This is a genomic window from Bradyrhizobium sp. AUGA SZCCT0222 (assembly GCF_018130205.1).
Lineage (GTDB): Bacteria > Pseudomonadota > Alphaproteobacteria > Rhizobiales > Xanthobacteraceae > Bradyrhizobium.
In genome coordinates, this window is the sequence record NZ_JAFCLX010000006.1 from 96,863 (window position 1) to 119,626 (window position 22,764).

21 protein-coding genes and 1 tRNA gene are annotated in these 22,764 nt (G+C 63.2%); 12 read left to right on the forward strand and 10 right to left on the reverse strand.

Annotated elements, in window-relative coordinates:
- Positions 1 to 78: 78 nt before the first annotated feature.
- The gene (locus JQ629_RS07160) at positions 79 to 1,596 is read left to right on the forward strand and encodes an ATPase domain-containing protein (RefSeq protein WP_212412071.1); all 1,518 of its coding nucleotides are present in this window, start codon (positions 79 to 81) and stop codon (positions 1,594 to 1,596) included.
- Between the two features lie 59 nt (positions 1,597 to 1,655).
- Positions 1,656 to 3,647: a PAS domain-containing protein gene (locus JQ629_RS07165; RefSeq protein WP_349631223.1), complete on the forward strand. Its 1,992-nt coding sequence runs from the start codon at positions 1,656 to 1,658 to the stop codon at positions 3,645 to 3,647.
- A gap of 9 nt (positions 3,648 to 3,656) precedes the next feature.
- Here the strand turns inward: JQ629_RS07165 and JQ629_RS07170 are convergent, their stop codons facing one another.
- Positions 3,657 to 5,219, reverse strand: coding sequence for an AMP-binding protein (locus JQ629_RS07170; protein ID WP_212412073.1), 1,563 nt, complete (start codon positions 5,217 to 5,219; stop codon positions 3,657 to 3,659).
- A gap of 157 nt (positions 5,220 to 5,376) precedes the next feature.
- On the opposite strand from JQ629_RS07170, the gene JQ629_RS07175 reads away from it, so the two are divergent.
- Positions 5,377 to 6,357 (forward strand): NAD(P)H-dependent flavin oxidoreductase, encoded by a 981-nt coding sequence (locus tag JQ629_RS07175; protein WP_212412172.1) that lies wholly within the window; start codon positions 5,377 to 5,379, stop codon positions 6,355 to 6,357.
- Here the strand turns inward: JQ629_RS07175 and JQ629_RS07180 are convergent.
- Entirely contained in the window at positions 6,354 to 7,007 is a 654-nt protein-coding gene (locus JQ629_RS07180; protein WP_212412074.1) for a hypothetical protein, read from the reverse strand. The two genes, JQ629_RS07175 and JQ629_RS07180, sit on opposite strands and share 4 nt — an antisense overlap.
- A gap of 120 nt (positions 7,008 to 7,127) precedes the next feature.
- On the opposite strand from JQ629_RS07180, the gene JQ629_RS07185 reads away from it, so the two are divergent.
- From JQ629_RS07185 to JQ629_RS07195, 3 genes are all read left to right on the forward strand, one after another.
- Complete coding sequence (locus JQ629_RS07185) at positions 7,128 to 7,373, forward strand: hypothetical protein (RefSeq protein ID WP_192735271.1); 246 nt, start codon at positions 7,128 to 7,130, stop codon at positions 7,371 to 7,373.
- Positions 7,374 to 7,579: 206 nt separating this feature from the next.
- Positions 7,580 to 8,251, forward strand: a complete 672-nt coding sequence (locus JQ629_RS07190) for a hypothetical protein (RefSeq protein WP_212412075.1) — start codon at positions 7,580 to 7,582, stop codon at positions 8,249 to 8,251.
- A gap of 112 nt (positions 8,252 to 8,363) precedes the next feature.
- Positions 8,364 to 9,023 carry a hypothetical protein gene (locus JQ629_RS07195; protein ID WP_212412076.1) on the forward strand — a complete coding sequence of 220 codons (660 nt, stop codon included), beginning with the start codon at positions 8,364 to 8,366 and terminating at the stop codon, positions 9,021 to 9,023.
- Between the two features lie 34 nt (positions 9,024 to 9,057).
- Here JQ629_RS07195 and JQ629_RS07200 read toward each other — a convergent pair whose 3' ends face one another.
- A complete protein-coding gene (locus JQ629_RS07200) occupies positions 9,058 to 9,312 on the reverse strand; it encodes a cysteine rich repeat-containing protein (protein WP_249134869.1) in 255 nt (84 codons plus the stop codon).
- 243 nt (positions 9,313 to 9,555) lie between these two features.
- Between JQ629_RS07200 and JQ629_RS07205 the strand changes: the two genes are divergently transcribed.
- Positions 9,556 to 9,837: a hypothetical protein gene (locus tag JQ629_RS07205; RefSeq protein WP_212412077.1), complete on the forward strand. Its 282-nt coding sequence runs from the start codon at positions 9,556 to 9,558 to the stop codon at positions 9,835 to 9,837.
- Between the two features lie 185 nt (positions 9,838 to 10,022).
- Here the strand turns inward: JQ629_RS07205 and JQ629_RS07210 are convergent, their stop codons facing one another.
- Together JQ629_RS07210 and JQ629_RS07215 are read right to left on the reverse strand one after the other, a co-directional pair.
- On the reverse strand, positions 10,023 to 11,954 hold the full coding sequence (locus JQ629_RS07210) for a sensor histidine kinase (RefSeq protein WP_212412078.1): 1,932 nt from the start codon (positions 11,952 to 11,954) through the stop codon (positions 10,023 to 10,025).
- On the reverse strand, positions 11,951 to 12,628 hold the full coding sequence (locus tag JQ629_RS07215; protein WP_212265165.1) for a response regulator transcription factor: 678 nt from the start codon (positions 12,626 to 12,628) through the stop codon (positions 11,951 to 11,953). The genes JQ629_RS07210 and JQ629_RS07215 overlap by 4 nt, the downstream gene beginning before the upstream one ends.
- Before the next feature lie 361 nt (positions 12,629 to 12,989).
- Here JQ629_RS07215 and JQ629_RS07220 point away from each other — a divergent pair, with 361 nt between their 5' ends.
- The 3 genes from JQ629_RS07220 (at position 12,990) to JQ629_RS07230 (ending at position 18,098) form a co-directional block, all read left to right on the forward strand.
- Positions 12,990 to 13,823, forward strand: a complete 834-nt coding sequence (locus tag JQ629_RS07220; RefSeq protein ID WP_212412079.1) for a hypothetical protein — start codon at positions 12,990 to 12,992, stop codon at positions 13,821 to 13,823.
- A gap of 891 nt (positions 13,824 to 14,714) precedes the next feature.
- Positions 14,715 to 16,172: an aspartate ammonia-lyase gene (aspA, locus tag JQ629_RS07225; RefSeq protein ID WP_212412080.1), complete on the forward strand. Its 1,458-nt coding sequence runs from the start codon at positions 14,715 to 14,717 to the stop codon at positions 16,170 to 16,172.
- A gap of 279 nt (positions 16,173 to 16,451) precedes the next feature.
- Positions 16,452 to 18,098 (forward strand): sensor domain-containing diguanylate cyclase, encoded by a 1,647-nt coding sequence (locus tag JQ629_RS07230; protein ID WP_212412081.1) that lies wholly within the window; start codon positions 16,452 to 16,454, stop codon positions 18,096 to 18,098.
- A 28-nt stretch (positions 18,099 to 18,126) separates the two neighbouring features.
- Here the strand turns inward: JQ629_RS07230 and JQ629_RS07235 are convergent, their stop codons facing one another.
- Both JQ629_RS07235 and JQ629_RS07240 read right to left on the reverse strand, forming a co-directional pair.
- The gene (locus JQ629_RS07235) at positions 18,127 to 18,591 is read right to left on the reverse strand and encodes a GNAT family N-acetyltransferase (protein WP_212412082.1); all 465 of its coding nucleotides are present in this window, start codon (positions 18,589 to 18,591) and stop codon (positions 18,127 to 18,129) included.
- Positions 18,592 to 18,732: 141 nt separating this feature from the next.
- A tRNA-Leu gene (locus JQ629_RS07240) sits at positions 18,733 to 18,817 on the reverse strand.
- Positions 18,818 to 18,966: 149 nt separating this feature from the next.
- Between JQ629_RS07240 and JQ629_RS07245 the strand changes: the two genes are divergently transcribed.
- Positions 18,967 to 19,503, forward strand: a complete 537-nt coding sequence (locus JQ629_RS07245) for a disulfide bond formation protein B (RefSeq protein ID WP_212412083.1) — start codon at positions 18,967 to 18,969, stop codon at positions 19,501 to 19,503.
- 60 nt (positions 19,504 to 19,563) lie between these two features.
- Here JQ629_RS07245 and JQ629_RS07250 read toward each other — a convergent pair whose 3' ends face one another.
- Together JQ629_RS07250 and JQ629_RS07255 are read right to left on the reverse strand one after the other, a co-directional pair.
- The gene (locus JQ629_RS07250) at positions 19,564 to 20,649 is read right to left on the reverse strand and encodes an AbrB family transcriptional regulator (protein ID WP_409363353.1); all 1,086 of its coding nucleotides are present in this window, start codon (positions 20,647 to 20,649) and stop codon (positions 19,564 to 19,566) included.
- Positions 20,650 to 20,852: 203 nt separating this feature from the next.
- The gene (locus tag JQ629_RS07255; RefSeq protein WP_212270285.1) at positions 20,853 to 21,143 is read right to left on the reverse strand and encodes a PsiF family protein; all 291 of its coding nucleotides are present in this window, start codon (positions 21,141 to 21,143) and stop codon (positions 20,853 to 20,855) included.
- 269 nt (positions 21,144 to 21,412) lie between these two features.
- Here JQ629_RS07255 and JQ629_RS07260 point away from each other — a divergent pair, with 269 nt between their 5' ends.
- Positions 21,413 to 21,910, forward strand: coding sequence for a hypothetical protein (locus JQ629_RS07260; RefSeq protein WP_212412084.1), 498 nt, complete (start codon positions 21,413 to 21,415; stop codon positions 21,908 to 21,910).
- Positions 21,911 to 22,099: 189 nt separating this feature from the next.
- Here the strand turns inward: JQ629_RS07260 and JQ629_RS07265 are convergent, their stop codons facing one another.
- The gene (locus tag JQ629_RS07265; RefSeq protein ID WP_212412085.1) at positions 22,100 to 22,687 is read right to left on the reverse strand and encodes a TetR/AcrR family transcriptional regulator; all 588 of its coding nucleotides are present in this window, start codon (positions 22,685 to 22,687) and stop codon (positions 22,100 to 22,102) included.
- Positions 22,688 to 22,764: the final 77 nt, after the last annotated feature.

The window sequence follows — 22,764 nt, forward strand, 5'->3', positions numbered from 1 at the left end:
ATCCGAATTTCCCCCTCATGGTTCCATCTCCGGGGAACCCCCTGATATCGCCGGAGTTGCCCTCCGTTAGGGGGCCTTATGAACGCAGCTGCAATACCCACAGACAAGGCAAAATCGGGCGTGTGGGGCCTGGACGACATCCTGTCCGGCGGCTTTTCGCGTGGCCATCTGTTTTTGCTCGAAGGCGAGCCCGGCACCGGCAAAACCACCATTGCGCTGCAATTCCTGATGGAAGGCGCGCGCGCCGGCGAAAAGTGCCTCTACGTCACGTTGTCCGAAACCGAACGTGAGCTGCGCGAGGGCGCGGCGTCCCATGGCTGGGCGCTCGATGAGCGTATCGACATCTACGAATTGTTGCCGCCGGAGAGCCTGCTCGATTCCGAACAGCAGCAGAGCCTGCTCTATTCGTCCGATCTCGAACTCGGCGAGACCACCAAGCAGATATTCGAAGCCGTGGAACGCACGCGGCCGGCCCGGGTGGTTCTGGACAGTCTTTCCGAAATCCGGCTGCTGGCGCAAAGTTCGCTGCGGTATCGGCGTCAGATCCTGGCGCTCAAGCATTATTTCGCGAAGTTCAATACCACTGTCATGCTGCTCGACGATCTGACCGCCGAGGCTGCGGACAAGACCGTTCACAGTGTGGCACACGGCGTGGTGCGGCTGGAGGAGCTGGCGCCGGCCTACGGCGCAGAGCGACGGCGGGCGCGCGTCGTCAAATATCGTGGCGTGAAGTTTCGCGGCGGCTATCATGACGCCACCATCACGACCGGCGGGATGAATATCTTTCCGCGGCTGGTGGCCTCGGAGTTTCGCAGGGCGGTTGAGCGAACCACGATGTCCAGCGGCATCGCGGAGCTCGACAGGCTGCTGGGTGGCGGCGTCGAGTCGGGATCGAGCACCCTGATCCTCGGGCCCGCGGGAACCGGCAAGTCGCTGGCCGCGATTACCTTCATTGTCGCGGCGGTCGCGCGGGGTGAAAGGGCGGCGTTGTTCGTGTTCGACGAAGAGCTCGGGCTGTTGTTTTCGCGCATGATCGGGCTCGGCATCAATCTCGAGGAAATGCAGCGCAGCGGCAGCCTGTTCATCGAGCAGGTCGATGCCGCGGAGCTGTCCCCCGGTGAATTCGCCCATCGCGTCCGCAAGCGGGTCGATGACGACCTGATCAAGACCGTCGTGATCGACAGCCTCAACGGCTATCAGGCCGCCATGCCCGAAGAAAATTCCCTGATCCTGCACGTACATGAATTGCTGCAGTATCTGAACCGCCAGGGTGCTGCGACATTCATGACGGTGGCACAGCATGGACTGATCGGAGATATGAAGGCGCCGGTGGATGTCACGTACCTTGCCGATACGGTTGTGCTGCTGCGCTATTTCGAAGCGCTGGGCAGCGTGCGGCGTGCGATGTCGGTCATCAAGAAGCGTACCGGCATGCACGAATCGACGATTCGCGAATATCGCATCGGCAATCGCGGACTGACGATTGGTGAACCGCTGGACGGTTTCCATGGCGTTCTGCGTGGCGTTCCGGTTTATGTTGACGAAGGGCAGCCCTTGCTGCAGGAACGCCACTTGTTCGAGGAGCAGCAGCCGTGAAACCGGGCGCATCGTCTGAGCGCGCCGTCATTCTCGCACCGACCGGGCGCGATTCGTCCGTGGCCGCTACGCTCATCAGGGAAGCGGGGTATTACGCCAATACCTGCAGCGATCTTGCCGGCTTGATCCATGAGATCGAAAGCGGGGCTGGCCTTGCGGTCGTCGCTGACGAGGCGATCAAGACCGCGGATCTCCGGGGATTGGTAGATTGGCTGAGCAGCCAGCCGCCGTGGTCGGATTTCCCGATCGTGCTGCTGACGCGACAGGGTGGCGGTCCCGAGCGCAATCCGGATGCGATGCGGCTCGGGCAAATCCTGGGCAATGTCACCTTCATCGAGCGCCCTTTCCATCCGACGACGCTTGTCAGCATTGTCGGCTCTGCGGTCCGGGCCAGGCGCCGCCAGTACCAGACGCGCTCGATCCTCGCCGATCTGACCGAAAGCGAAGGCCTGCTGCAGACCGCGCTGAATGCCGGTCATCTCGGGGCGCTTGAACTGCATTTGCCGGAATACAAACTCGAAGCATCGGAAACCTGCGCGCGCTTTTTCGGCCGCAAGCCGGGCGAGTCTTTTACTTTTCAGGATTTGTCGGCTGCGGTTCATCCCGACGACCGGGAGCGCCGTCTTGAAGCCATCGATCAGGCGATCAAGACCGGTGGGGATTACCGCATCGAATATCGGATTATCTGGCCGGACGGCTCGCAGCACTGGGTGGACACCCGCGCCCGCGCGGTACGGTGGCCGGACGGCAGCATCAAGTCGCTGGTCGGCGTCTGCTCCGATATCACCGCGCGCAAGGTTGCGGAAATCGAGCGCGAGGCCCTGCTCGCGCAACTCGCCGCCGAACGCACCGCGCTGGCGGAACTGACGGCGACACTGGAGCAGCGCGTCGAGCAGCGCACCGCCGATCTGATGAAGGAAGTCGCCGCGCGTGAAAAGGCGCAGGAACAGTTACGCCAGGCGCAGAAGATGGAGACGATCGGACAGCTTACCGGCGGCGTGGCGCATGATTTCAACAATTTGCTGATGGCCGTGATGGGTAACCTTGATCTGCTGCGCAAGCGCATGCCCGACGATCCCCGGCTTCACCGCCTGGTCGATGGCGCCATGCAGGGCGCGGAACGGGGTGCGTCATTGACCCAGCGCCTTCTGGCCTTTGCGCGCCAGCAGGATTTGCGCACGGTCTCGGTCGACCTCCGTTCGCTGATTCAGGATATGACCAACCTGCTGGAACGCTCGCTCGGCCCGCGCGTGGAAGTGCGGCTGGACATCAAGGACGGCCTGCCTCCGGCGCGTATCGATCCCAACCAGCTTGAGCTTGCGATCCTCAATCTGGCGATCAACGCGCGTGATGCGATGCCCGACGGCGGTCCGATCGACATCAGGCTGGACGAGCAGAAGATCACCAGGGATGCGGTGCTGAAGCCTGGCCGTTATCTCAGGCTGTCCGTCGTCGATACCGGCACCGGCATGACATCAGAGACACTGGAGCGGGCGATTGAACCCTTCTTTTCGTCCAAGCCACTCGGCAAGGGCACCGGCCTTGGCCTGTCGATGGTGCACGGCCTGGCGGTGCAACTCGGTGGCGCCTTGCGGCTTGCAAGCGCGGTCGGAAAAGGCACCAGCGCGACGCTGATACTCCCGATAGCTACCGCCGCACCGGAGGTCGAGGCTCCGGCGCCGGCGACGCAAGGCACCAAACGCTCGGCCGTGATCCTGTTTGTCGACGACGATCCGCTGATTGCCATGTCGACCATGGAGATGCTGGAAGACCTCGGTCACCACGTGATCGGCGCCAATTCCGGCCTGCATGCGCTCGACATTCTCAGGAGCGAGCAGCCGATCGATTTGATGATGACCGATCACGTGATGCCCGGGATGACCGGCATTGAACTCGCGGCAGCGACGCGCCAGGTGCGCCCGTCGCTGCCCATCCTGCTGGCAACAGGTTATGCCGAATTGCCCGAAGGCGCGCAGCTCGATCTGCCGCGGCTTGCAAAACCTTATCACCAGGACCAGTTGCGCGAACGGCTCGATCAGTTGCTGGCGTGAGCCGGAAATTTACCCCACCATCCGGTCGCGGCCGGTCCAGAAGCCTGCCTTCAGCACCTTCTTGTCGACCTTGCCGACGCCGGTCATCGGCAACTCCGTGACGAACTTGATGTGCTTCGGCGCATGCGCCGAGCCTTTTTTCGTTTTCACGAGATTGATCAACTCATCCGCATTCGGCTTCGCACCTTCGCGCGCCACCACCACCGCGGTGACGGCCTCGCCCCATTTGTCGTCGGGCACGCCGACCACGGCGACCATCGCGACGTCGGCATGCTGCGACAAGACGTCCTCGACCTCGCGCGGAAAAATGTTGAAGCCGCCGGAGACGATCATGTCCTTCTTGCGGTCGAGGATGAACATATAGCCGCGCTCGTCCTTGCGAGCGATGTCGCCGGTATGCAGCCAGCCGCTCTTGAGCGCTTCGGCGGTCTGCTCCGGCCGCTTCCAGTATTCGGCCATCACATGCGGCGCGCGCACGCAGATTTCGCCGGCCTCGCCGGTCGCAACCTCCTGGTCGTTGTCGTCGAGCACCTTGACCTCGCACGCCGAGATCGGGAATCCGCAGGACGTAAACATTTCCGGCGCCTTCGGATCGTGGTCGGCCTTGCGCAGCACCGACACTGGATAGCACTCGGTCTGGCCGTAGAGCTGCGAGAACACCGGCCCGATCCGCTCGATGCCCTCGACGAGGCGGCTCGGCGACATTGCGGATGCGCCATAGAGCAGCAATTCGAGCGAGGAGAGGTCGGTCCTGTCGAGCGATGGATGATCGAGCATCACGTAGATCATCGTCGGCACGAACAGCGTAAAATTGATGCGCTCGCGCTCGATTGTCTTGAACACGGCCTCGGGATCGAAGCCCTTCAGCATGTGCACGGTGCCGCCGCGCATCAGCGTCGGCAGCACTTTGGTGCCGGCGACATGGCTGATCGGTGCCACCGTGAGATAGCTCGGCCGATTCGGGATTTCGAAGTCCGCGAGGATTGCGCTGGCGGAGCCGCCAAGTTCGCGGTGGTATCGCAATGCGCCCTTGGATTTGCCGGTCGTGCCGCCGGTGTAATTCAGGGTCGCGATATCGTCGAGGCCGGCAAAGCAGCGTGCCGTGGCGCTGCCGGCAGCCTCGACCGCGGCGAGCAGGTCGGCGCCGTAATCGGCGGGCCCGAGCGTGAACACGGTCTTCAGACCGGTGGCCTTGGCCGCGAGTTCGCCGCCGCGATCGCGAAAGGTGACGCCGTCGACCACCAGCATCTGCGCTTCGGAGTCCTCCAGCTGGAACAGCTGATCGTCGAGCGAGCCCAGCGGATGCAGCCAGGTGATCGAAAGCCGCGACAATTGCGCGGCGACGCCCGCGCACCAGGCGTCGGCGCGGTTGGCGGTGAGGAAAGCGACGCGGGTACCGGGCTCGAAGTTCAGCCGCATGAACACGGCTTGAATGCGGCCGATCAGGTCGGTCGTGCCTTGATAGGTGATCGATCCGCCGGGCCAGCTGAACGCGGTCCGCTCCGGGTAACGCGCCAGCGCCCGCAGCGTCTGTTCGCAAGCAACCGGAGACGCGTACAGCGGATTGCTCATCTCAAAATTCCTCCCGCAACTTTTGTATTTGGCTCTCGATCATGCCAATGTTGATCCTATAGCGTTTTCAAGCGAAGTGGATACCGGTTCGCGTGAAGAAAACGCGTCAAAAAAATAAAGCCGCTAGCACACCAAGGCCACGGCTCAAGTTGCGATGATGCATACAACCGATCTTCTCGCGCGCTTTCAGGATCGTCTCAGCCTGCCGCTGATCGCGGCGCCGATGTTTCTCGTTTCCGGCGTCGAGCTTGTGGTCGCCGCATGCCGCAACGGCGTGATCGGCTCGTTCCCGACGGTGAATTGCCGCAGCCACGAACAACTCGAAGAATGGCTCGGCGAGATCGAAGGCCGTTTGCAGCGTCATTCGGACGAGAGCGGCAAGCCCGCCGCGCCGATCTGCGCGAACCTGATTGTGCATCGCTCCAATGCGCGGCTGGCGCAGGACCTGGCGGTGCTGCTGCGGCACAAGCCCGAGATCGTCATCACCTCGGTCGGATCGCCGGCACAGGTCGCGGCGCCGTTGCATGATGCCGGCGCGCTTGTCTTCGCCGACGTCGCCAGCATCCGCCACGCCGAACGCGCGGTCGCTGCCGGCGCTGATGGCCTCGTACTGCTGACCGCAGGTGCGGGTGGCCAGACCGGCTGGCTCAATCCGTTCGTGTTCGTGCGTGCGGTGCGCGGCTTCTTCGACGGGCCGCTGGTGCTCGCGGGCGGCATCAGCGACGGACATGCCTTGCGCGCGGCGCAGGCGCTTGGCTGCGACCTCGCCTACATGGGCACCAGGTTCATCGCCACGCGCGAGAGCATGGCGGATCCGAGATACAAGGATATGCTGGTCGCCAGCAGCGCCGACGACATTCTGCTGACCACGGCTTTCACGGGCTTGCAGACCAACATGCTGCGGCCGTCCATCGAAGCTGCCGGCCTCGATCCCGACGATCTGCCGGCGCGTGGCGCCATCGATATCGGCAAGGACATCGACATCGGCGCGCGCGAAAGCCGCCCCAAGCGCTGGAAAGACATCTGGAGCGCCGGGCATTCCACCTCGGGGGTGACGGAAGTGCTTGGCGTCGATGAACTCGTTGCACAGACGCTTGCGGAGTACCGCGCTGCGACGGCGAAAATCCAGATCACCTAGTTCGCCACAAAATACCAATTCTTGTCGTAGTGAACGAGCTGGCTCGGCGGCTTGTCGTCGAACTCGAAGAAGTCTTTGGGATCGCTGCCCGGCGGCACGTGCAGGAAGCCGGTGAAATAGTGTTTTAGGCCGCGCGAGGTCAGGAACAGCACGTAGGTGCCGTCCTTGGCCGTGTCGACGACGATGTCGTTTCCGCCGGCGGAAACGTTGGGCTCGGTTGCGCCCAGCGCGATCATGGATTTGTTGTAGGGGACGTTCGGCTTGAGCTCGCCGGCTTCGACGCGGGCCACGATCCGTTCGCGGTCGGCGCGGTGCCAGTGGAAATTCCGCTGCAGCGCGACTTGCTGCAAGGGTGCGTAGACCAGCAGCGCCAGCGTCGCCGCGCACATCAGGAACGGGATCGCGAATTTTGTCCCGCCCCGTGGGATGCGAAGCAGCAGTGTCGCCGTCCAGAGGCAGCAACCGAAGAACACCAGCGCCGTCAGCGGCAGGATGCCGAGCAGGACAAAGCCGGACGGCCACTCGGCCATCGACAATTCGAAGGTCGCGAGCAGCAGCGTGCCGATCGAAATGCCCGCGGCCGCCAGCAATGCGGCGCGGACCGACGGCCCGTTCGTGGCGGTCGTCGCTTCCTGAGTTGTTTCCGCCATGCAGGGTTGTTTCCCGTGCCGTTCCCGGATTAACGGGCCATTAACCAAATCCGCCCCAACAATAGAACCACAGGATAGCCGGCCGCACGGCCGGGCGATCCGCAAATAAGGGGGCGCAAGATGGATTTCGATCAGTTTTATGCCAAAACCCCGGCCACCATCGACGAAATCAGGTGGCGGGTGACCCGCGCGCTGGACCGGCATCCGCTCTGCCGCAATGTCGAATTCGACATCGTCAGCATGCCCCGCACCGGCAAAAGCAACTGGACCATCAGCCTGCGCTCGGTCGCCCCCGATGCGCTCTGGGAGGCCTCCGATATCGTGGCCGACATCCAGGAAGCCTATGATCTGGCCGCGGCGGCCTGATTTTTTGCCGATTCGACGCGAATCTCGCGCTTTTCCGGGGGCACTAACCCCTTGAGCGGCATGGTAAAGCCTTAATTACCGTCCAGTTTTCGGGCATCCTCGGTAGCGTTTTCGAGCGAGGTGGATACCGGTTCGCGTCAAGAAACGCGTCAAAATATTAAAGACTGGAGCCGACAGGCTCCGGGATCGGCGGAATGGAGACGTTGTTGACCAAAGTCATTACGATCGTTGCGTTGACCTGTTTTCTCGTGGTCGCCGCCGCCGCCACCGCAATTCTCGGCCGCGACAGCCTGTTCGCCGCGCATTACGAACTGGCCTCCGTACCGGCCGCGGTCCAAAACCCGGTCTCCAACAAGGAAAGCAAGAAGGACAAGCTCGCCATCGCGACAATGGCGCTGGCCGCGTTCGAACCGCCGCAGGCCGCGCCCGTGCTGAGCGAGCCGCTGCGCCAGGCCTATGCCTCGACCGGGCCGGCCGATCTCGGAATTCCGAAAGTCGCCGCACCCGCTATGGCGCCTGCTGCCGCACCGCCCAAGCCCAAAGCCGCCGCCAAGCCGGCCCCGCAAAAGAATTACGCGCTGCTCAGCGACATCCAGATCGCCGGGATCAAGGAGCGCCTCAAGCTTTCTGCCTCGCAGGAATCTTATTGGCCGCCGGTGGAGACCGCGTTGAAGGCTGTCGCCCGCAAGATTCACGCAAAGCGGCAGGCCGATCCCAATTCGGCGGCCGGCATTCCGATCGATCCCGATGCTGAAGAAGTCCAGCAACTGAAATCGGCGGCGATGCCGTTGTTGTTCCAGTTGCGCGAAGACCAGAAGAGCGAAGTGCGCTCGCTCGCCCGCATCATCGGGCTCGAAAAAGTAGCCTCCATGATCTGAGCGATTGCGGCGGCCGCAGCCCACGCCGCCGGTTCCATCGTTTCCACATTTTCCCATATCGGAACATCGGCCCTATCAGCGCGTTTTCCCGCGTGGATCAAGGAGCCGAACCATGCGCATTTCGACGGCATATTTTGCAGGCGTGGGAACCGTGGTCGCGGCTGTTGTCGCGGGCCTTGGCGGCGGCATGTTGATTTCGAACATCGTCAGCCCGCATGCGCCCAGGATCGAAACGAGCAAGCTTGAGCTGCGGATGTCGGAGAAGCCGATCCCGGCGAAGGCTTCGGAACCGGCACCGAACGTGGCGGCGGTCGCACCGAATGCAGCGCAGACCCAGCCACAGAACGAACCCGTCACGACCACCTCGACCCAGGCCCAGCCCGCGGGAGCTGCAGCGAGCACGCCGCCCGCAGCGTCACCACAGCCGACGACCGCCGCACCCGTGACGCAGGCGGCAACGTCTGAAAAGACAAATCCTGAGCCGATCAGAACGCCCGAAGCCGCTTTTGCCAAAACGCGCGACAGCGATGTCAGGGCGCGCGATGCCGACGTGAAGTCACGCGACGCCGATATCAGGCGAGAGGCAAGACGCGCCACTGAGGAGAAGCGCAAGGCCGAGCGTCGTCAGCACTGGGTTGAACGACGCCGGCCGCGGCAGGATCAGGAGCTTCGCGAGGTCGAGGAGAAGGTCCGCGAAGAGACCGAGCCGCGGCAGGTCTTTGCGGCCGAGCCGGTCGGGACGCCGCGGATCAGATTGTTCGATCTGGACTGATCGATCCGTTACCTTCCGATCCGGATCGCATCACCTATCCGCCACGCGATTCCACCACCCTGCGACAGGGGTCGGAGAGCTTCGACTTGTTGTCGCGGAGGCAGGCGTTCATCTGCGGCGGCTTGCCGATATGCTCGGCGCAGAATTTCCCGGCGTCGGAACGGCAAGCCATCTGTTCTTCGCGGCTCGGCCCGGATTGGGCTGAGACCACCCCACTGCCGGCGATCAGAAAGATCAGCGAGACGAGGGCAGTTGCGGCAGGCGTGGATTTTTGAACTGACTTTTTCATGGATCACCTTGGCTGGGGCGTTGACGGATTGAACGACAGTTCGCGGAAACTCGTCGAGGCCGGCTGCGCGGTCCATGCCATGTTCATGGCAGCGAAAATTCCCCTGCAAGCGCCCCGCGACATCGACACACCATCTTCATGGGATGTTGCCGCACGCCGGTCTGGCCCAAGTACCTTTCCGCGTCGGCTGCGGTGACCGGTCGGTCCATCGCAAGGCTGCACGGCAAAATCAGGAGAGGTTACATGCTGAGGAATTCTGGATGGCTGAGCGCCGGTCTGACCGCGGCGGCGCTTTCGACCGTGGCTGCGCTTTCGCTAGGCACCGGCTCGGCCCAGGCGGCGGTGGTCTATTGCAAGACGGTGGGCGTGCCGCAGGGCTGCGTGGTGCGGCCGACGCCGGTGGCCGCCGCCGTGGTCGCGACGCCCCGCGTCGGCGTGGTTGGCGTCGGCGCGCGCGGCGTCGGTGTCCGCCCCGGCACAGCGTGGAATCGTGGCGGCCCGGTCAACCGCGTCGGGCGGCGCTGAGGCATGATGTTCCTTTTACCTCGCCCCGCTTGCGGGGAGAGGTCGGATCGCATCGCAGATGCGATCCGGGAGAGGGGGTACAGGTCCATCGATAGATCGAGATGGAGGAGAGAGCCCCTCACCCCAACCCTCTCCCCGCAAGAGCGGGGCGAGGGAGAAGTACGCCGCTCTCATGCTCGGTCGATTCAACCATTCGCGTCGCTGTCGGGAAAGCGGTGCGGCAAGGTCAGCCGCACCCGCGTTCCGCCGGCGCCGGATGTCATTTCCAACCCGGCGCCGCAGCGGGCGGCGCGGCTTCGCATATTGCGCAGGCCGCGTCCCGCTTTGGCGCCCTCGGCTGGCGCTTCGCCGTCAGGCGCCAGCGCAAAACCCTTGCCGTCGTCCGCAATCGTGATGCAGCCCTGATCGAGGCCGTCAGGCTCGCGTCGCGTCTCGATGCTGACGGTGATGCGGCGCGCGCGGGCGTGCTTGACCGCATTGGTCAGGGCTTCGTCCAACAGCCGCATGATCTGGATCACGTGCCAGGGCCGCAATTCCGGATGCACCGGCAGGCCCGGCGGCGTTATCAGCCAATCGAGTTCGATGTCGTGCGGGCGTAGCTGCGCCATCGCGCGCTCGCGCCACGATCCCAGCGCCAGCATCAGGTCGCCGCCGATGTCGTCCATGGAGTCGATGACAAGGCGCAGATCCTTCAGCGCCGCCCGGGCGGCGTCGCCGATACCAGCGCTCGCATCATTGCCGCGTTCGCTGAGCGCCACGATGCTGACGAGCTGGCCGCCGAGGCCATCGTGCAGATCGCGCATCAGCCGGGTGCGCTCGCGGGCCAATGCTGCGGCGCGGGCGCGTTCTTCTTCGCGGGCGAAACTGGCCTTCAATTTGTCTTCGGCCTCGCGCACCTGGGTGACGAGCCGGCCGGCAAAACTGTCGACCTGGTTGAGCGCGCGTGCGAACCGCCAGGTCAGCGCCGCGCCGATCGCCACCAGCATCGCCGAATAGGACAATCGCGAGAAGAAGATGCGTCTATCAGGGACGATCTGCAGCACGGAGAGCATGTCGTGGATCCAGCTGGTCAGCACGATGGTGACCGCGCAGCCCAAGAGGATGCTGGCGACGTCCTGCCGCCGCAGCACCACATTCCCGGCGATGACCGCTATCGCGATCAGGCAAAGTCCAACCGTCGGCGTGCCGATGAAAAGATACAGCGACCGGACCGCGGCCTGGCCGCTGATCAGCCCGGTCATGGCGAGGATCACGCCGGGTGCAAAGATCAGCGCGCCCCAGCGCGGCCATTTGCGGCCAAAGAACAGGATCGCAAAGGCCAGCACAAGCCCGCTCTCGAGCGGCGCGGAGGCGATCGCAATGGCGTTGAGGCCGGCGTACGGTGAGTTATCGATCGGTGTCGACAGGAATGCCTGCAGGACGCCGACGGCCATCGCCGCCGCCAGCATGCCGTAAGCCGGTTCATGCCGTCGCATCACCCACATGATGGTCAGGATCACTGCGAGGATTGCCTGCCAGGCCGAAAACACGATCGGCAACGTGACGAACAGCAGCGCCCGCCGGTCGTAATAGGGACGAACGACATCGTCAGGTCCAACGTAGGGCGTGTCGAGAAACGCCGAGATCGGGCCCCACACCAGCACGCGAATGGTGAGTTCGTTCGAACCGCCGTGTAGCAGCGCCGACGGAATCACGGCGATCTGCGGCGTGGAGCGGTCAGGCCGGTTGGCGACCGGATCGCGCCTCGTGTCCAGCACCACGACGCCGTTGACGGCGACTTCGGCGGCATTGGTGAAGCGTGGCAGGTAGATCGACCAGGCGCGCGGCGGTTGCTCGGCAGGCCATGTGAACCGGCCGGAATAGGTTGGCTGATCGTCGGCAAGCGACCGCGCGCTGGCGAAGTGCGGCAACGTGACAGACCGCTCGGTGTCGCCTTGCCTCAGCTTGAACTCGGTCACGGCAAAACTCTGGGGCGGTACGGGCAGCGGCTGTCGCAGGATGAAGCCGCAGGCAGCGGCGATCAGCAGCTGCAGCAGCACGTATTGCAACAGGCGGGAGAGCTGCAGCCGTCGGCGCACCTCGCCGGGAGGAGCCTCGATTGCGGCGTCCTCGCTCACAGCCGGATCAGGCCTTGCTGCACCGCCTCGAACACCGCTTCGCCCCGGGTGTGCACTTCGAGCTTGCGATAGATGCTCTTGATGTGCCCGGGCACGGTCTGCCGCGACAGGCCGAGATGGCCCGCGATTTCGGCGTAGCTGAAACCCTTGGCAATGCCCCAGAGGATATCGATCTCGCGCGGGGTCAATTTGGCGGTGTTGAGCGGCGGGCCGGGCGGCGGCTCTGGATTGTTCTGGGTCCGGCGCACGATGAAACGCGCGATCGAGGCCGAGATCGGCGAATGCCCGGCCACGAGGTCGCGGACGGTGGCCGCGATGTCGGTCGGAAACGCGTCCTTGAGCAAATAGCCGGTGGCGCCGACGGTGATCGCCGAGATCACGCTCTCTTCGTCGCCGAGGATCGATATCACCATGATTTCGGTGTCGGGAAAGCGCTGGCGCGTCTCGCGGATCAGATCGATGCCATGCCCGTCAGGCAATTGCAGATCGGTCAGCAGCACCTTTGGCGCACCCTGCGCCAGGCCGGCCCTTGCCTCGGCCAGCGTCGCCGCCGCGCGCACCTGATATCCGGCCTTGGTCAGCGCATCCTGCAGCCGCCACAACGTCGGCGCGTCGTCTTCGACCAGCAAAACGGAAATGGCCTGCGAAAGCGGTTCGTCGCTCAACGGCGTCATGGAATTGGCTCCGGCCGCCTGTCCCCGCGCGGCCCTGCGCGAGTTTAACCGTTCGAGGGGGATTTGGGACAGCCATGTTTATGGGGGAGTAAGGGGAAGAGGGGCCATGCGGGGTATCGGTCGAAGGGTACGACATGGCCTGCGGAGCCTAGTGCGGACTGGGGGTGGTTAGAAAACTGTGGCACTTCAAATTTGGGCCACAAGGCCCACATAACTCCGACTACGCTTCCCTATCGCCAAAGGACAAGGCTGCCTACCCTGGTAAGTCTCGTCGCATGGTCCACGACGCAGTTTGATCGCGAATAGACCGCTCCCGCGAAAACGGGGCGGTCATTCTTGGGTGAGGGAAAGTGAATAGACAATGCCCTATGATTTTCCAGACCTTTATGCCGAAAAGCATAGCGTAGTAAGGGAACTCTTTATCTCTACGGCCGATGATAATTACACCCTGGCCAGATGGTGTTTCCAACAGAAGTTGAATGTTGATTTCTTCTGGTTGGCCGTCCATTGCCTCGAGAAGTACTTCAAGGCTGTGCTTCTCATGAATGGACGATCGTCGCGCGGATTCAGCCATAACATAGAAAGGTTGTACGAAGCGGTGAGGCCGCTTGCTCCGGAACTGCTGATCTCTCAATTCGTACGGCCTGAGAATATGCCGGAACGTATGTGGCGCGAAGAACCCGTAGTCGATTTTATTCGTCGCCTGTATCAGGACGGAGATGCTGACAATCGCTACCTGCTTTATGGGTATGGAAGAAACCCCGAGGATCTGTTCAAGCTGGATCAGGTTGTGTTTTCAGTCAGGCGGCTCGCGCAAGCATTGGAAGTGCGGTACGTGGGCGACAGAGAGGATGACGGATTGCCGAGGTATTCCCGCCGTGAAGCCTTGGCCATGAGGCCGACCAGACATGAAAACCTGCAAAGTAATCTTGAGCAGACGATGGAAGGCAAGCGAGGCGAAGAGTTGCAGAGCGTCTTGTTGAACTGGAATTTTCCGTTCACTGACCATCACTATCGGCATGAACAATCAACGTTCACCTTCGCGTACCAGAATCCCATTTTAATGACACGTCTCTACGAACCCCTCGACTGCGTCAGAGTCACTTCGCCGAGGGGGATAGATTGTGGGAATGGGTCCAAGCAAATATTCAACTGCCGTCCGCTCTTGTTGCGGAAATCGAAGCCGAGCGAGTGACGCGCAAAGCGGCGACACTTGCCGCTGGACGAGAGTAACTTGCTTGCAAGCGATACTTCTGGAGCTATTCAGGTCAAGTAGATCTGAACAGGGTTCCTCCGATCTGCGTCTCCCCCATCTGTCTCTGGTCGCGACACTCGATTGCCCGTCTGCGCGTCTGGCAAATAGGTTCTGGTTTTCGGAAGTCGTGTCAAGCCCCAAAATAAAATAAATTTCTGTTTACCAGAATGAAAATCGAGGGTATGTGTTTGGCCATCCCGTCCTACTCAGAAGGGCGTCGGCCGTCGTCACGGATGTTGGACGGGTTGCGGTGGACGCTGGTTTGCGCTGAGACGACGGCGCGGACGGGCGTACGGCAAAACCGTGTGGTCCTGGCGCCCGTTGCCGGCGTCAAGCTGTCGGATAAGCGCAAGCGGAAACGGCAGCGACGGAGTCAACCAAGAACTCGTCTCCGGGGAGATCACGGCATAAGCCGTAAAGCCATTGCGCAGGGAAGGCCGGGTGTTCTCCGCTGCCCTGTATGCTCGTGTGCAGCCTACTTAGTGCAAACCGCACGCGAGACCGCGGGTGCAGCGCGCACCCGGTCTTCCCTGCGCCCTCTTATTTCGAGGGCGAGGAATTTCTGGCAAAGCTCGGGCATATCGTGCCGCGAGATCGTGAAATCATGTTCAACCGTCATTGCGAGGAGCGAAGCGACGAAGCAATCCATTTCTCCGCATGCGGCGCAATGGATTGCTTCGCTGCGCTCGCAATGACGGGGGTAGGCCGCGGCGTACTGGACACCCCGCATGCGCGGGGTATGACGGCCTGGTGTGGAAGCCGACACTAGGAAGATCCCCCGTCTCCTGATCTTATCAAGCCCCCAGACACTCCGGCGAAAAGGTCCCCCCGATGACGACGCGACGCGAGCACGATCTCCTGGGCGACCGCGATGTTCCGGCAGAGGCCTATTACGGCGTCCACACCTTGCGGGCGGTGGAGAATTTCCCGATCAGCGGCACCCCGATCTCGATCTATCCGGATCTCATTGCGGCCCTGGCCTCGATCAAGATCGCCGCGGCGAAGAGTAACCGCGAACTGGGACTGCTCGATGCCAAACTCGCCGACGCCATCGTCGCCGCCGCGGAGGAAGTGCGATCGGGTGAATTGCACGACCAGTTCGTGGTCGACGTCATTCAGGGCGGCGCCGGCACCTCCACCAACATGAATGCCAACGAGGTGATCGCGAACCGCGCCCTGGAGCTGCTCGGCCGGCCCAAGGGCGATTACAAATTCCTGCACCCCAACGAGCACGTCAACATGAGCCAGAGCACCAACGACGTCTATCCGACGGCGCTCAAGCTCGCGGCTTACGGCGGCATCATGCGGCTGGTCGAAGCGATGGCGGTGCTGCGCGAGGCGTTCGAGCGCAAGTCCGACGAGTTCAGGGACATCATCAAGATGGGCCGCACCCAGTTGCAGGACGCCGTGCCGATGACGCTGGGGCAGGAATTTTCCACCTATGCCGTCATGCTGGGGGAAGACGAGCAGCGGCTCAAGGAAGCCGTGCTCTTGGTGTGCGAAATCAACATGGGCGCGACCGCGATCGGCACCGGCATCAACTCGCACCCGGACTATGCCGGTCTGGTGTGCCGGCATCTGCGCTCCGTCACCGGCATTCCGGTCGTGACCGCGTCGAACCTGGTCGAGGCGACGCAGGATTGCGGCAGCTTCGTTCAGCTTTCCGGCGTGCTCAAGCGCGTCGCCGTCAAGCTGTCGAAGACCTGCAACGATCTGCGGCTGCTGTCCTCAGGTCCGCGCGTCGGGTTAAACGAGATCAACCTGCCGCCGATGCAGGCGGGCTCCAGCATCATGCCGGGCAAGGTCAATCCGGTGATTCCCGAGGTCGTCAACCAGATCGCCTTCGAGGTGATCGGCAACGACATTACGGTGAGTTTTGCGGCCGAGGGCGGCCAGTTGCAGCTCAATGCGTTCGAGCCGATCATCGCGCACAGCCTGTTCAAGAGCGTCAATCATCTGCGCGCCGGCTGCCTGACGCTGGCCGACAAATGCGTCAACGGCATCACCGCCAACCGCGAGCACCTGCGCCGCGGCGTCGAAAACTCGATCGGCATCGTCACCGCGCTCAATCCCTATATCGGCTACGCCAACGCCACCGAGATCGCGCAGCAGGCGCTGGTCACGGGCGAAAGCGTCTACGATTTGGTGTTGGCCAGGAAACTTCTGACGCCGGAGCAGCTCGACCAGATCCTGCAGCCGGAAGTGTTGACCCGGCCACGCGCGATTACGGTGACGTTGGTGCAGGGCAAGGCGGAGGCAGGGACCGCAGGACCGAGTCAGATCGACTGATCGCGCATGCCCGTGTGGATTCGATCATGATTGCGTGAGGCGTTGCGACCGTGCGCAGCGTGATCCGCGCTGGCGGCGCGCGATGCTGTTCCTCATCATTGCTTGTGTGCGGCGCGAAAAGCATCCGTACTTCCGCGGCAAAGTCGCCCGATCAGGCCATTTCAACCTGTTCCGCGAATAATTTGTGAACCACATGGGGCGAATTCACCTGGCCTTTAACGCCTAACTCGTTCCATCGGCGCACAAAAGGCGATGGCAACGTCTTGCAAGGTGAATTCCGTGGCAATAGCGGAAGCCAATAAACCAGCGTGGAAGTCGCTCTGGTCGCGCGAACCCGACGAGACAGGTGACGCTTCCGGCTGGGCATGGACGCAGTCGCATCACCGGATGACCATTTCGGTCATTCTGCTGGCGCTGAGCTTCTCCGCGGTGTGCGGCTGGGTGCTGCTGGAGGCGCGGCGGGCGACCGAAGCGCGTGCCACCGAGGTCGCCACCAGCCTCGCCAATTCGCTCAAGGCCGATATCGCTCGCAACGTGGATCTGCTCAATCTCTCGCTCGAGGGGTTGATGAGCAATTTGAAGCTGCCCGGTCTCGATCGTCTCAGTCCGGAAATGCGCCAGCTGGTGCTGTTCGACTATTCCGCAACCGCGCGTCATCCGACATCGATGTTCGTCATCGATGACACCGGACGGATCACGCACGATTCCAAGAATCTGATCCCGCCGCGACAAAACATGTCCGACCGGGATTATTTCCAGTTTCACAGAGACAATGAATTTCCCGGCCTGTACATCAGTCGTCCGATCGCATCCCGTGTCACTGGCCTCTCGCTGGTGGCGTTCAGCCGGCGGCTGTCGCATCCGGACGGCTCCTTTGCCGGCGTCGTGCTCACGGCCATGCTGCAGGACCATTTCCAGGCGATGTTCAAGGATGCTTCGCTCGGCCCCAATGGCACGGTGACATTGGCGCGCACCGACGGCATCGTGCTGATGCGCTGGCCGTTCCGCCAGGATTTCATCGGCAGCAGCATCAAGCGCGCCGAACTGTTCACGCACTTCCCGAAGGCTCCCAGCGGCCACTATGAATCGAGGGCGGTATCGGACGGGATCAAACGGCTGTTCGTCTATACCCAGGTCGGCAATCTGCCGCTGATCGTCGTGGTCGGCCAGTCGCTGGACGATGTCCTTGCGGCGTGGTGGCGGCAGGCGATCGCGATCGGCGTCTTGATGGCCGTGCTGTGCGCCGTGACGGTGATGCTGGCCGCTTTCCTGCATCGCGAATTCGCGCGCCGCAGTGCCGCGGAAAAGAAGCTCACCATTCTGGCCACGATCGACGGGCTCACCGGTCTTGCCAATCGCCGGCATTTCAACCGCGCGCTGGCCTATGAATGGCGCCGCGCGATGCGCAGCCGCGCGCCGGTCGCACTGCTGATGATCGATGCCGACCATTTCAAGGTCTACAATGACGCGCGTGGCCATCAGGCCGGCGACAGGCTGCTGCAGGACATTGCCGCGTCGATCGCGGCGAATGTGAAGCGCCCTTCGGATATCGGTGCGCGCTATGGCGGCGACGAGTTCGCCGTTCTGCTGCCGGAAACGCCGCTCGGCGATGCGGCAGCGCTGGCGGCGCGGATTCGCGAGGATCTGATCGTCCGGTGCGGCGCGGACGAGATTCAGCGCGGCCATGCGAAATTGAGCATCGGCGTCGCGTCCCTGGTGCCCGGCGCGGAAACCAAGCATCGCGATCTCATCGCCGCCGCCGACAAGGCGCTCTATGAGGCCAAACGGCTCGGCCGCAACCGCACCGAATTGGCGGAAACCGAGGCGGGCTCGATCGTGCCCGATGCCGGCGCGTATTCCGGTGAAGAGAGCAGGGCTGCCCAGATGGCCAATCAAGCGCGATCTTCCGCGGTCGCCCGGATCTAACGGCCGGCCTCCCACGGGGAACGCGGCGCTACAGCAGCCCGCGATAAATCCCCGGCTCCGAACCTTCGATGGCCACCGCGCCGACCGCCTTCGAATAAAACTCCGCCGGCCCCACGCCGCCGATGATGGCGTAGCCAAAGCCCTGTTGCCGCATGTCCTCGAGGCAGGCGAACAGCAGGGCCTTTCCGACCCCGCCTTGCCGAGCCTTCGGATCGACGCCGGTCGGACCGAAGAAGTTGCGACAGGTCGCATCATGGCAGGCGAAGCCGATGATGTTTTTCTCCCGGATCGCGATGAAGCAGGAGACCGGCTGGCGACTGAACGCGACATCGGTTTCGCTGGCCCATGCCTCGCTGAAATTCTGCCGCACCCAGCCTGTGACCTTGTGCTTTTCGGGGGCCAGCGCACGGCGCATGACGATTCCGGCGCCACGCAATCGATCATACGCAGGCCGGGAATCCGGTAGCGCATAGAGTTTGACGAGCATGTCCATCGGGTGGCCCTGGTGATTCCTGACCGAGGTGGCAGTCCTGACAGACGCTACGAGGGGATCGCTTCGCTTCGCAAGAGGCTATGCCAGGCGCTCTTCGTAAGCGGCAGCGTGGCCGCGCCACGCGTAGCCGCAGGCGAAGCGTGGTGCCCCTGGCCGGAATCGAACCAGCACTCCTTGCGGAACTCGATTTTGAGTCGAGCGCGTCTACCAGTTCCGCCACAGGGGCCCTCGGGGCGTCGGCCAAAGGCCGGTGCCGCGAAGCCGGCGGAATATAGCGGGCGGTTTCGGCGGGTCAACCCGCGCGGATGTGATTGTCCCGCACCTCGACAGCGCCATATCAGCGGGATAGGACCTTGTTATCGTTGGAGAACGCCCGTGACGCTCGATGCCACCGCAAATCCGTCACATGCCGGGCTTGGTGCCAATCCCGTTGTAGTCGCCGCGCTGGCGATCGCGGGCATCGCGGCGGCGACGCTGGCGGGCGCCTGGTTCTTCCAGCTGGTGCTGGATATCCGCCCCTGTCCGCTCTGCCTCGAACAGCGCTACGCCTATTATCTGGCGGTCCCGCTCGCCCTCCTGGTCGCCTTCGCAGCCTCGCGGGACGCGCCGCGGCCGGCGCTGCTGGCGGGCCTTGGGCTGCTGGCGCTGGCGGCGCTCGCCAACGCCTGGCTCGGCGGCTACCACGCCGGCGTCGAATGGAAGTTCTGGCAGGGCCCGACCGATTGCTCGGGCCCGCTCGTCGATCTCGGCAGCGCCGGCACGCTGCTCGAGCGCCTCGACACGGTGAAGGTGATCCGCTGCGACGATGTGCAGTGGCGCTTCCTCGGCCTCTCGCTCGCCGGCTACAATGTGCTGATCTCGCTGGCGATGGCCGCGATCGCGGCGTGGGGCATGAAGTCCGTCAAGCGATAGCGTTTTCGAGCGAAGTGGGTACCGGTTCGCGTGAAGAAAACGCGTCAAAAATAAAGGAGCCTAGTCGTCCACGTCATCCTGCGGCCGTCCGAACAGATGGATGATTCCGGGCGTGGTGATGGAGACGAACACGAAGCGCGACAGATGGTGCGCGCCGACGAAAATCGGGTCGATATGCAGCGTCAACGCCAGCGCCAGCATGGCGTCCATCGCGCCCGGTGCGAACGCCACCAGGACGTCAGCCAGCCGCACATGGGTGGTCAGCGCGATGATGGCGACGAAGATCGCCGAGATCACGATCGCCACCGCAAACGAGCCCAGCCCCGCATTGACATGGCTGAGCAGCGTCGACCGTTTCACCCGCGCAAAGCGCGTGCCGATCACCGCGCCGATGCCGACCAGCGCCACGCCGCGCATCCAGGGCGGCAGCCCGCCCTCGATCATGTCGGTGCCGTGCAGCACGCTCGAGGCGATCATCGCGCCGAACATCCAGCTCGCCGGAAATTTCATCAGCAGCAACAGCAGCGCGACCGCGACCGCAGCCGCGATCAATACGGCCAGTTCGAGCGGCGAGGCGATGATGGCGGCGATGTTCGGCGGCGCCGATGGCGCGATTCCGGTCAATGCCAGCAGCAGCGGCAGGGCGGCGGTGAGGATGATCACGCGCATGGTCTGAACCACGGCGATACCAGCGACGTCGGCGCCCTTCTCGGCGGCGAGGATGGTGATTTGCGACAGCGCGCCGGGGCTTCCGGCCAGCAAGGCCGAGGTCTGGTCCCAGCCGTGGAAGCGCTGCAGATAGAAGCTGCTGCCGAAGGTCGAACAGAAGGTGGCGAGCGCCAGAAGTCCGATGGTCAGCGGATAGGAGCTCATGTGCTGGATCAGCTGCCGCGACACCAGCGAGCCCAGCGTGATCCCGAGCAGCAGCAGCACGCTTTGCGTCAGGATCGGCGGCATTGCGAGCGGCCGTCCGCAGATCGCGGCGATGCCGACCGCGAACATCGCGCCGGAGATCAGTCCACCGGGCAGGTTTGCCCAAAGAAACAGCAAGCCGCCAGCGGCGCCGAGGACGATTGTCTCGATCGTGGAGAGAATCCTGGCGCGGTCGGGAATCGCAGACGTCATCGATGCGGGGATCAGGCTCACGCCGCCTTATGGCAAATCCCGCATGAGGGGACAAATGCGCCACGCGATTGCTGCAATGCGTGCATCAGCCATCATCGGCCCTGGCGCGGGCGGTCAATGCGCGGGCAAGCCTTTGGCGCCCGCGCGGGTTCACGGGCGCCAACCAACACCGTCAAACATGCAGGTGCGAAATAGCCCTTGCCCTGAAGCAGCAGCGGCGGTGGTCACTTCGCCCCGGTGGCCGCCTTTTCCTTGTCGGCAAATTCCTTCTTGCAGGCGGAACGGAATTTCTTGCGTTCCTTGCCCTTGAGCCCCTTCTCGTCGGCTTGCTTGGAGCATTCGAGCGAGCCTGGCGTCCGCGGCTTCGCGGCGGCCTTTTTGTCGGCCGGTGCCTTGGTTTCGGTCTTCGGCGCCTCGGTCTTGGTTGCCGGCGCAGCGGTTTGCGCCGACGCCACGCCCATCAGCAGGAACGAAGCAATCGCGGTCGCGGTGACAAGGGAAGAGATCTTCGTCATGGGGCACCTCGGATTGAAGACAAGGGCGCGACCGTCGCGCCGTGATGCTGAACGTCAAGTGAATGGACCGGACTATCCGCGTCTTTGACAGCCACATTATTTTGAACGGAATATCGCGGCTTTCGTTGCCGCAAGCTTTGGTTGCGTTAGGATGGCGGTGCAGGTCAAAACCCCTGAATGATTGCACAGTAACTGCACAAGGACGACCTGCCCAAGTTGAATGGGGCAAGCTAATTTGCCCCGGTTGAACTGCTCCAAGGAGTCTTAGGATGACCAATCAAGCAAAAATACTCTGCGCAATGGCGGTGTCGGGTTTTGCGGCGTTCATGGTGACGTCGCCGGCGCAGGCCCTCACTACGCAGGAATGCAGCGCGAAATACCAGGCCGCCAAGACCGCCGGCACGCTCGGCGGCCAGAAATGGAATGACTTCCGCAAGGCGCAATGCGGTGCGGATGCCACTGCCGCGGCGCCTACTGCCGCGCCGGCCGCAGCACCCGCTGCCGCGCCCAAGGAAGCAAAGGCCAAGAAGGAAACCGCCCCCGCAAAGGAAGCTGCGGCGCCGGCGGTGCCGTCGGGACCTGCGGTCTATCCGAACGCCGTGGATCCGAAATACGCCAAGGAGACCGCCGGCAAGCAGCGCATGCACACCTGCCTCGATCAGTACAACGCCAACAAGACCAGCAACGGCAATGGCGGCCTGAAGTGGATCCAGAAGGGCGGCGGCTATTACAGCGAATGCACCAAGAAGCTGAAACCTACCGCCTGAGCCATCGCTGAGTTCTCAGGGCGCGGCCAATTGGTTCGGCCGCGCCTAACTAGTTCTACGCGTCATCCTAAGGTGCACGCTCTTGCGCGCCTCGAAGGATGAGAAGCGCCCGTGGCCCATCCTTCGAGGCTCGCTCCGCTCGCACCTCAGGATGACGGGTGCCGATCCGATTCAAAATCCTCACGCGCCTTAGCCTTCATCCTCGAGCAGCTTCTCGGCTGACTTTGCGATCAGCTGCGCGCGCTTGCGCGGGCCGCGTTCGAGGAACAGCAGGCTCTGGCCGAAGATGAAGCAGTAGAACAGGAACGCCTGCGCGTCGGCTTCCTCCGCCGCCAGCCCCGCCGCCCGATAGAGCTGCCCGACATTTTGCAGGCGCGCGGCATCGACGCTGGCGACCGCCGCGGCCGCGGCCTCGTCCGATCGCGCCCATTGCCGGATCGCAAGCTCCACCGCCATGCCCTCGGTATTCATCCGTTCCGAATAAAGCGCGACCAGCGCCCGCAAGCGTTCCCGCGCTGTGGCGCCATCGAGGCTGGTCTGCCTTTCGATCGCGGCGATGCGCCCGGTGCTCCAGTTCTGCAGCATGCCGTCCAGCAGCGCCGCGCGATCCTTGAAGCGGCGATAGAAACCGCCCTTGGTGACGCCAAGATTCTTCGCCAGCACCTCGACCCGCACGCCCTCGACGCCGGTTCGGGCGATTTCCGCCATGCCGGCCTCGATCCAAGTCCTGTCCTTACACGTCGCGTCCTTGCGGTTCTCGCTCTTGCCGTCGGTCATTGAGTCCAGCCTCACCGATTCTTGATACGGTGCCGTATTGCTAACCCGCATCCGCCCTGATACGCTACCGTATCAAG